Origin of the sequence: Pseudomonas edaphica (assembly GCF_005863185.1) — a bacterium.
GTDB lineage: Bacteria > Pseudomonadota > Gammaproteobacteria > Pseudomonadales > Pseudomonadaceae > Aquipseudomonas > Aquipseudomonas edaphica.
In genome coordinates this window covers 1-7,517 of record NZ_VBVZ01000295.1, presented here as the reverse complement: position 1 = coordinate 7,517, position 7,517 = coordinate 1, and the positions used below count along the sequence as shown (strand labels likewise).

12 protein-coding genes are annotated in these 7,517 nt (G+C 58.9%); 8 read left to right on the top strand and 4 right to left on the bottom strand.

What is annotated here, in order from left to right; all coding sequences use genetic code 11:
• The 3 genes from FEM54_RS19105 to FEM54_RS19095 form a co-directional block, all read right to left on the bottom strand.
• Positions 1-577: alpha/beta fold hydrolase (locus tag FEM54_RS19105; RefSeq protein ID WP_138452478.1), on the bottom strand; the 577-nt coding region annotated here is incomplete at its 3' end.
• Positions 577-1,359 carry a class II aldolase/adducin family protein gene (locus tag FEM54_RS19100; RefSeq protein WP_138452476.1) on the bottom strand — a complete coding sequence of 261 codons (783 nt, stop codon included), beginning with the start codon at positions 1,357-1,359 and terminating at the stop codon, positions 577-579. The genes FEM54_RS19100 and FEM54_RS19105, both read right to left, overlap by 1 nt.
• A 276-nt stretch (positions 1,360-1,635) precedes the next feature.
• Positions 1,636-2,091 (bottom strand): flavodoxin, encoded by a 456-nt coding sequence (locus FEM54_RS19095; protein ID WP_017135084.1) that lies wholly within the window; start codon positions 2,089-2,091, stop codon positions 1,636-1,638.
• Between the two features lie 129 nt (positions 2,092-2,220).
• On the opposite strand from FEM54_RS19095, the gene FEM54_RS19090 reads away from it, so the two are divergent.
• Both FEM54_RS19090 and FEM54_RS19085 read left to right on the top strand, forming a co-directional pair.
• Entirely contained in the window at positions 2,221-2,688 is a 468-nt protein-coding gene (locus FEM54_RS19090) for a PAS domain-containing protein (protein ID WP_138452474.1), read from the top strand.
• Between the two features lie 58 nt (positions 2,689-2,746).
• Positions 2,747-3,352 carry a hypothetical protein gene (locus FEM54_RS19085; RefSeq protein ID WP_138452472.1) on the top strand — a complete coding sequence of 202 codons (606 nt, stop codon included), beginning with the start codon at positions 2,747-2,749 and terminating at the stop codon, positions 3,350-3,352.
• Positions 3,353-3,354: 2 nt separating this feature from the next.
• Here the strand turns inward: FEM54_RS19085 and FEM54_RS19080 are convergent, their stop codons facing one another.
• Positions 3,355-4,314, bottom strand: a complete 960-nt coding sequence (locus FEM54_RS19080) for a MerR family transcriptional regulator (RefSeq protein ID WP_138452470.1) — start codon at positions 4,312-4,314, stop codon at positions 3,355-3,357.
• 211 nt (positions 4,315-4,525) lie between these two features.
• On the opposite strand from FEM54_RS19080, the gene FEM54_RS19075 reads away from it, so the two are divergent.
• The 6 genes from FEM54_RS19075 to FEM54_RS19050 are packed head-to-tail and all read left to right on the top strand — an operon-like array spanning position 4,526 to position 7,450.
• The gene (locus FEM54_RS19075) at positions 4,526-5,083 is read left to right on the top strand and encodes an antibiotic biosynthesis monooxygenase (RefSeq protein ID WP_138452468.1); all 558 of its coding nucleotides are present in this window, start codon (positions 4,526-4,528) and stop codon (positions 5,081-5,083) included.
• Positions 5,084-5,140: 57 nt separating this feature from the next.
• Complete coding sequence (gene folM, locus FEM54_RS19070; protein ID WP_138452466.1) at positions 5,141-5,851, top strand: dihydromonapterin reductase; 711 nt, start codon at positions 5,141-5,143, stop codon at positions 5,849-5,851.
• Positions 5,852-5,871: 20 nt separating this feature from the next.
• Entirely contained in the window at positions 5,872-6,432 is a 561-nt protein-coding gene (gene folE, locus FEM54_RS19065; RefSeq protein ID WP_017135090.1) for a GTP cyclohydrolase I FolE, read from the top strand.
• A gap of 2 nt (positions 6,433-6,434) precedes the next feature.
• Positions 6,435-6,806 (top strand): dihydroneopterin triphosphate 2'-epimerase, encoded by a 372-nt coding sequence (folX, locus tag FEM54_RS19060; protein ID WP_017135091.1) that lies wholly within the window; start codon positions 6,435-6,437, stop codon positions 6,804-6,806.
• Between the two features lie 16 nt (positions 6,807-6,822).
• Complete coding sequence (locus tag FEM54_RS19055; RefSeq protein ID WP_017135092.1) at positions 6,823-7,119, top strand: DUF1244 domain-containing protein; 297 nt, start codon at positions 6,823-6,825, stop codon at positions 7,117-7,119.
• A complete protein-coding gene (locus FEM54_RS19050) occupies positions 7,112-7,450 on the top strand; it encodes a HopJ type III effector protein (RefSeq protein ID WP_017135093.1) in 339 nt (112 codons plus the stop codon). Before FEM54_RS19055 ends, FEM54_RS19050 begins: the two co-directional genes overlap by 8 nt.
• The last annotated feature ends 67 nt before the right edge of the window (positions 7,451-7,517 follow it).

Below are 7,517 nucleotides of genomic sequence, written 5' to 3'. Positions count from 1 at the left end.
AGAAGTCATCCAGTGCACTTTCACTGGGCCGCGTGTTCGGGCCGAAAATCTGGCTGAAACTGTTCGACAAAGCGTTGCGCCCAAAGGCACGGCCGATCATCCAGCCGAGTGGGCTGAGCAAGAGTTTCTGCACCAATGCCGGGCGATGGGTCTCGGGAAACAGCCCACCATTGAGGAACACGCAGCTGGCCATCAGGAAGCGGCCGTCGTAATGGCGCGCCAGTAATTCCTGGGCCACGCTGTCGCCATAGTCATGGGCCAACACATGCACCGGCCGCTCCACACGCAGGTGTTCGAGCAGCGCCTGTTGCAGGTCCGCCTGCTCCAGCAGGCAATAATCGTGGTTCAGCGGCTTGGCCGAATCGCCAAACCCGAGCATGTCGCAGGCGATCACCAAGTTACGCTGGGCCAGGGGCTGCCACAGGTAGTGCCAGTCCCAACTGGCGGTGGGAAAGCCATGAATCAATAGCAACGGCTCGCCCTGCCCCGCCACCCAGTAACGGATCATGTGGCCACGAAAGAGAAATTCCTGGCCACGTTTGCGCCAGGCTCTGAGCGGTATCTCGGCGAGTGGCATCAGCTTTTATACCCGGGATCTTGCAGGTCCAATTTACGCAACAGCGCCGGCCACGCCAGTGCACCACCCATACCTTGCGCGCTCTTTGTGACAACCGCCACCATCGCCTTGGCACCCGCCAGAATCTGCGGCTCAATGGCAATTAATTCGGCGCCGCCGTTTTGCGCCAGCACCTGGATGTCGCAAGCGCGCTGGAAGGTGAACATCATTAAAAACGTGTCGGCGATGGAGCCTGCGCAGGTCAACAGACCGTGGTTGTGCAGCATGAGGAAATTGTTGCCACCCAGGTCCGCCTGTAAGCGGGCTTTTTCTTCAGGGTTGAGCGCCACGCCCTCATAGGCGTGATAGGCCAGGCTGGACAAGACAAAGGTGGATTGCTGGCTGATCGGCAGCACGCCCTGCTTCTGCGCCGACACCGCAACCCCCGCGGCGGTGTGGGTGTGCAGCACACAGACCACGTCGTGGCGCACTTCATGGATGGCACTGTGGATGGTGTAGCCGGCGGGGTTGATCTCGTAAGGGCTGCCCATCAGCTTGTTGCCGGCCTGATCAACCTTGACCAGGCTCGACGCCGTTATCTCATGAAACATCAAGCCATAAGGGTTGATCAGGAAATCGTCGGTGCCCGGCACCTTGGCGGAAATATGCGTGAAGATCAGGTCATCCCAGCCATGCAGCGCCACCAGGCGATAGCAGGCCGCGAGGTCGACGCGGGTCTGCCATTCGGCAGCGCTGACCTGGTCTTTGACATTCTGTGGCGATAGAACAGGGGCTAGGCTCACGGCAACAACCTCCTTGGTTCGCGTTCTTATTATTTTTCTGGATGAGGAGCCAGTCTAGTCAGGCGCGATGACGCAAGGAGTTGCCTTGGCAGCCAGCTTGATGACTGAGCGAGTCAGTCATGAGAATAGTACAAACGGTGTCAGAGAAGTGCCGCCAATAAAGGCACGGCGAACAGGTTGAGCAAGCCCGTCAGTACGAGCCAGAACACCGGCATCAGCTTGCGCTGGGGCATTGCCTTTATCTGGCGTGGCGGGCCTTGCTGCGTGAATTCCCGGTCAAGCGCGCAGTGCAGTGACCAATTCGGCCAGCCAAGGCTCGGCGTCGGCTTCCGGGGTCACGCTTTCGCTGGCGTCCAGGCGCAGCATCGGCAGCACTTCGCGTACGCCCAGTTCGGCGAACAGTTCGCGCATTTGCTCGCCGCCACCGCAGAACGTGTCGCCATAGCTGGCGTCGCCCAGGCCGATCACCGCACCGGGCAGGCCGCGCCAGGCGGCTGGCAGTTGGTCACGAATGGTCGAATACAGCGGTTGCAGGTTGTCGGGAAGTTCACCCATGCCGGTGGTCGATGTGACCGCCAGGAATGCCTCGGGGGCAAAGGCTTGCACGTCGGCCAAGGTGGCGCGTGGGTTGTGCCAGGCTTCAAAACCGGCGGCGTTGAGGATACCGGCGGCGTGGCGGGCGACTTCTTCAGCTGTGCCGTAGACCGAGCCGGAAAGGATGGCGACTTTCATCAATCTGATCCTGTAGTTGAGCGAAAGCGTGGGATATTAGCAGCTGACACAAATATTTCAGTGCACACCGTGCAACATTCAAAAGTTGCCATAGAATTCAGGCTTTAAAAACATGCGATGGATTGCTCAATGATCAACGCCAACCTGATGCAACTGGTGATCAACGCTTCTAACGACGGTATCGTCGTCGCCGAACGTGAAGGCCAGGACAAGCCGCTGATCTACGTGAACCCGGCGTTCGAGCGTTTGACCGGTTACACCCTGGACGACATCCTGTATCAGGATTGCCGCTTCCTGCAGGCGGGTGACCGTGACCAACCGGCGCTGATGGCCATTCGTGAAGCCCTCGACAGCGGTGGCGCCTGCCGGGAGATACTGCGCAATTACCGCAAGGACGGCACGCACTTCTGGAATGAGCTGTCGCTTTCCACGGTTTACAACAAGGCCGACAAGCAAACGTATTTTGTCGGTGTGCAAAAAGACGTTACGGTTCCGGTGAAAGCGCAGCAACGCATCGCTCAGTTGGAAGCCCAAGTGGCCGAGCTTAAAGATGAGCTGGCGGCACTCAAGGCGACGAGCGGAATTAACAAAGTGTAAAAAATGCGGTCTTTAGAGCGATAATGGCTTTTTAATGCCTCACCCTTGAGCTACATCAATGCAACGCGACGCGCTATTGACGCAGGACGAGCTGGATTTTATCCAGGACATGCAGCACAACCCGCAACTCAACCTGCGGGATGCCTGGTCGAGCCTGACCGTTAATGGCGGTGCGCAGATTCGCGATTTGCTCACGCGCCTGGCCGCTCACGACCACGTCACCATCCAGGCACAGTTCGACAACCAGCAACTGACCTTCCCGCTGCATTTGGTGGAAGACGAGTTTCATGCGGTGCATCTGCGCTTGGGCGTGCCGAGCATTTTTGAAGATGGGCCGATGATCCGTCCATGGCGCCTGGCGCTTGAAGCCCCCGTGGCGATGGAAAACGTCAGGGGCAACCCTGCCGCGCTATGGGTGCATGAGGTGTCATTCAAGGGCGTACTGGTGGAAGTTCGCGGACGGGTCAAACCGCCAAAAACCTTTTCCCTGTGGTTCAGCCCGTCCGGTTACGAGCGTATTGCCTTGCGCGGCACGCTGGAACGGGAAACCGCGCGGGGTCTGTTCGCTTATCGCCTGAGCCAGAGTGATGCGAATGAGATCGAACGGTTACGCCAGTTCATCCTGCATCAGCACCGGTTGGTCCATCCGCACGTACACGCCTGAAATCAACTATCCAACTGGCCTGCAAGAAACTGCTGCAAGCGGCTCTGCATCTGGCGCCCTTCGCTGCCCAGGCAGCCGATAGGCGAACCGGCCAGATCACCCTCGGCCAGGTCCGCAGCGGCACCGGCCAGGAACAGTGGGCAATCCAGGGTCAGCGCCAGACGGTTCAGGCGCGCTGCCAGATCATGGTTATGCGAATGGTTGGAGAAAATCACCAGCGCCTTGGGCCGGATCTTTTCACACACCAATGTCAGTTCATCAAAGGGCTGGCCCATGCCCAGCACTTTCACCGGCGTGTCTTCGTGACTGAGCATCAGCGCCGCTACCAGCAGTTCCAATTTACGGCATTCGCCAGGCATGGCCGCCAGCAACACCCGCGGCGCGAGTGGGGCACTGGCAAGCTGCAAGCGCTCAAAGGTACGCATGCGCAGGAAGGTGTCGTAAAAAAGCCATTCACTGGCCTGGCCAAAATGCCCCTGGTGGCGCATCAGATCGCTCCAGAGAGGCATCAGGATGTCCTGGAACGCAACGTTCAGCGGGTAAGTCGCGAAAACCTGACCGTACAGGCTTTCCAATTGGCGATCGTCAAAGGCTTTGACTGCCTGCAGCAACCGCAGTCGCCACTGTGACCACTCACTCTCGTCGACCTTATCGCCCTCGGCACGAATGGTCTCAGCCTGCTGATCGTCACGGGCGAGGATCTTACCGACCTTGCTCACGGCCACGCCGCGTTCAATCCAGTCGAGAATACGATCGACGGTCACAATATCGGCGCTGGAGTAGAGCCGATGCCCGCTTTCGGTGCGCGTTGGCTGGATCAGGCCATACCGCCGCTCCCAGGCTCGCAGTGTGACCGGGTTCACACCTGTCAGTCTTGACACTTCACGGATCGGAAACAGCTCATCTGAGACGGTTGATTCCAGTTGCGAAATGCTATCAATGGGCACATTAATCACGGGCATTTTGAGCCAAAAAGCCAACGTTATTTGGGATCCCATTTAACGCCTTTCTACCTGTCCTTTTCAAGGCCGTTACTTTTCGGACCACTGCCGCTGGCGTATTTCTTCAAAACAGGAATAATCCTTGCCTGCTTTTTGGTGATGGTCTTACCCGACCGCCACCTTAGTGCGCCACCTACCCGGCTTGGCGCACCTGATTACTTGGAGATACACAATGTCTACCTCTCCCGTCACCTTGATGGTTGCGCGCCGCGTGGCCAAAGGGCGCTATGAAGAATTGATGGCCTGGCTGCGCGAAGGCGAGCAATTGGCCACTGACTTCCCCGGCTACCTGGGTTCCGGCGTGCTTGCGCCGCCGCCCAATGATGATGAGTTTCAGATCATCTTCCGCTTCGCCGATGAGAAAACCCTGCATGCCTGGGAGTTCTCCGCCTCGCGCAGCGCCTGGCTAAGCCGTGGCAGCGAACTGTTTGCCGACCCGTCCGAGCATCGCGTCAGTGGCATCGATGGCTGGTTCGGTGCCGTGGGTGCACGACCACCGCGCTGGAAACAGGCGGTGGCGATCTGGCTGGCATTTTTCCCGGTGTCGCTGCTGTTCAACTTCGGCCTGGGGCCGCTGCTCAGCGAGTTGGACATGTTCCCGCGTGTGCTGGTCAGTACCCTGGCACTCACGCCGCTGATGGTTTACTTATTTATTCCTCTATCGACCCATCTGCTCGCGAGCTGGTTGCATCCAACACCAACGCCCAAGGCTACCCAAGCCGCTGCTTGAGTACAGGCGTGGCCGGTCGCTGGTATAGTTTCAACCTGCCAGCGACTCGAGCCTCCCATGACGGTAACCAACGCCCCGATCCTGATCACCGGTGCCAGCCAGCGTGTCGGCCTTTATTGTGCCGAGCGCCTGCTCGACGAAGGCCACGCGGTGATTTTCAGCTACCGCAGCGAACGCCCAGGCGTTGAGGCCTTGCGCGCGCGTGGCGCGCTCGGCGTGTTTGCCGACTTCTCCACTGAGGCCGGGATTCTGGCCTTTATCGCCGAACTGAAAACCCATACCGACAGCCTGCGTGCGATCATTCACAACGCGTCGGCGTGGGTTGCCGAAACACCTGGCGACGAAAGCCGCGCCTTTACCGACATGTTCAGCGTGCACATGCTTGCGCCGTATCTGATCAACCTGCATTGTTCACCTTTGCTGCAACGCTCGACACCCGCCGATATCGTGCACATCAGCGATGACGTGGTGCGCAAGGGCAGCCGCCAGCACATCGCCTACTGCGCCACAAAAGCCGGTCTCGACAGCCTTACACTTTCGTTCGCTGCGCAGTTTGCGCCGCTGATCAAGGTCAACGGCATCGCGCCGGCGATGGTGATGTTCAACGCGGGCGATGATGCGGCGTACCGCGCCAAGGTGCTGGCCAAGTCAGCGCTGGGCATCGAGCCTGGGCCTGCGGTGATCTACCAGAGTGTGCGTTACCTGCTGGACAACCCGTATGTCACCGGAACCACCCTGACCGTCAACGGCGGGCGGCATATCAAGTAAGCCGTTTGTGAGGATGTTGTATGACCTTGTCCCTGCCCCAACACTACCGCGAGATCCTCAAAGGCCTGGGCGAAGACCCGGAGCGCGAAGGCTTGCTCGACACCCCCAAGCGCGCCGCCAAGGCCATGCAGTACCTGTGTCATGGCTATGAGCAGGACCTGGAAACCATCGTCAACGGCGCATTGTTCGCATCCGATAACGACGAGATGGTGATCCTCAAGGACATCGAGTTGTATTCGCTGTGCGAGCACCATTTGCTGCCCTTTATCGGCAAGGCCCATGTGGCCTATATCCCGACCGGCAAGGTGCTGGGCCTGTCGAAGCTGGCGCGCATTGTCGACATGTACGCGCGGCGCCTGCAGATCCAGGAAAACCTCACGCGGCAGATCGCCGACGCTATCCAGCAGGTCACCCAAGCCGCAGGCGTGGCGGTGGTAATTGAAGCCAAGCACATGTGCATGATGATGCGCGGCGTGGAAAAACAGAATTCAACCATGAACACCTCAGTGATGCTCGGCGCGTTCCGCGAGTCGAACACCACGCGTATGGAGTTCCTGCAACTGATCGGACGGAGCAAGTAGCAATGCCACAACTTCAACCAGGCATGGCGCGCATCCGGGTCAAGGACCTGTGCCTGCGCACCTTTATTGGCATCAATGAAGATGAGATCAACAACAAGCAGGACGTGCTGATCAACCTGACTATCCTGTATGCCGCCCAGGAAGCCGTGCGCGACAATGACATCGACCACGCGCTGAATTACCGCACCATCACCAAGGCGATTATTGCCCACGTCGAAGGCAATCGCTTTGCGCTGCTCGAACGCCTGACGCAAGAGTTGCTGGACCTGGTGATGAGCAATGAGTCCGTGCTGTACGCCGAAGTCGAAGTGGACAAGCCCCATGCGCTGCGCTTTGCCGAGTCGGTGTCGATAACCCTCGCAGCCAGCCGCTGATAGTTAAGTGAGCCTTATGAACGATCAACAACGCCTCGAACTCGAAGCCGCCGCCTTCCGCCGGTTGGTGGCCCACCTGGACAGCCGCAAGGATGTGCAGAACATCGACCTGATGAACCTCTCGGGCTTTTGCCGCAACTGCTTATCCAAGTGGTACAAGGCCGAGGCCGACGAGCGCCACATCGAGCTGAGCCTCGATGACGCCCGCGAAGTGGTGTACGGCATGCCGTATGCCGAGTGGAAAGCCCAATACCAGCAAGAAGCCAGCGCCGACCAACAGGCGGCGTTCGCCAAAGGAAAACCCCATGACTGATCTGAACACCCTGCGCGCCAGCCTCAACAGCGGCGAACATGTTTTTGCCGACACCCTGGCTTTTGTAGCTGCCGGTTACGACTACCAGCCGCAGGCTTTTACCAATGGCGGCGTAGAAAATGCTGCTGGTCAGAACGAAGGTTCATGCAAGACCTTGGGCTTGGCGTTGCTGGAAGGCTTGAGCGACCAGGAAGCGTTGCTGGCGTTTGGTGAGCATTACCGTTCGGTGGTGGCGACGCCAGAGGGCAGTGATCACGGCAATATCCGCGCGTTGATTGCGCATGGTTTGGCCGGTGTGAAGTTCACCGCACAGCCCCTGACCCGCCGCTGATTCAATCTGATAACCCGGTTTAAGGTGGGAGCTGGCTTGCCTGCGATAGCGGTGTGTCAGCCACCAC

Excerpts from the sequence above, each read along its gene's own strand:
- folX (WP_017135091.1), top strand. The coding sequence starts at position 6,435 with ATGCCACAACTTCAACCAGGCATGGCGCGCATCCGGGTCAAGGACCTG.
- FEM54_RS19075 (WP_138452468.1), top strand. The coding sequence starts at position 4,526 with ATGTCTACCTCTCCCGTCACCTTGATGGTTGCGCGCCGCGTGGCCAAA.
- folE (WP_017135090.1), top strand. The coding sequence starts at position 5,872 with ATGACCTTGTCCCTGCCCCAACACTACCGCGAGATCCTCAAAGGCCTG.
- FEM54_RS19055 (WP_017135092.1), top strand. The coding sequence starts at position 6,823 with ATGAACGATCAACAACGCCTCGAACTCGAAGCCGCCGCCTTCCGCCGG.
- FEM54_RS19085 (WP_138452472.1), top strand. The coding sequence starts at position 2,747 with ATGCAACGCGACGCGCTATTGACGCAGGACGAGCTGGATTTTATCCAG.
- FEM54_RS19050 (WP_017135093.1), top strand. The coding sequence starts at position 7,112 with ATGACTGATCTGAACACCCTGCGCGCCAGCCTCAACAGCGGCGAACAT.
- FEM54_RS19080 (WP_138452470.1), bottom strand. The coding sequence starts at position 4,314 with ATGCCCGTGATTAATGTGCCCATTGATAGCATTTCGCAACTGGAATCA.
- folM (WP_138452466.1), top strand. The coding sequence starts at position 5,141 with ATGACGGTAACCAACGCCCCGATCCTGATCACCGGTGCCAGCCAGCGT.
- FEM54_RS19095 (WP_017135084.1), bottom strand. The coding sequence starts at position 2,091 with ATGAAAGTCGCCATCCTTTCCGGCTCGGTCTACGGCACAGCTGAAGAA.
- FEM54_RS19090 (WP_138452474.1), top strand. The coding sequence starts at position 2,221 with ATGATCAACGCCAACCTGATGCAACTGGTGATCAACGCTTCTAACGAC.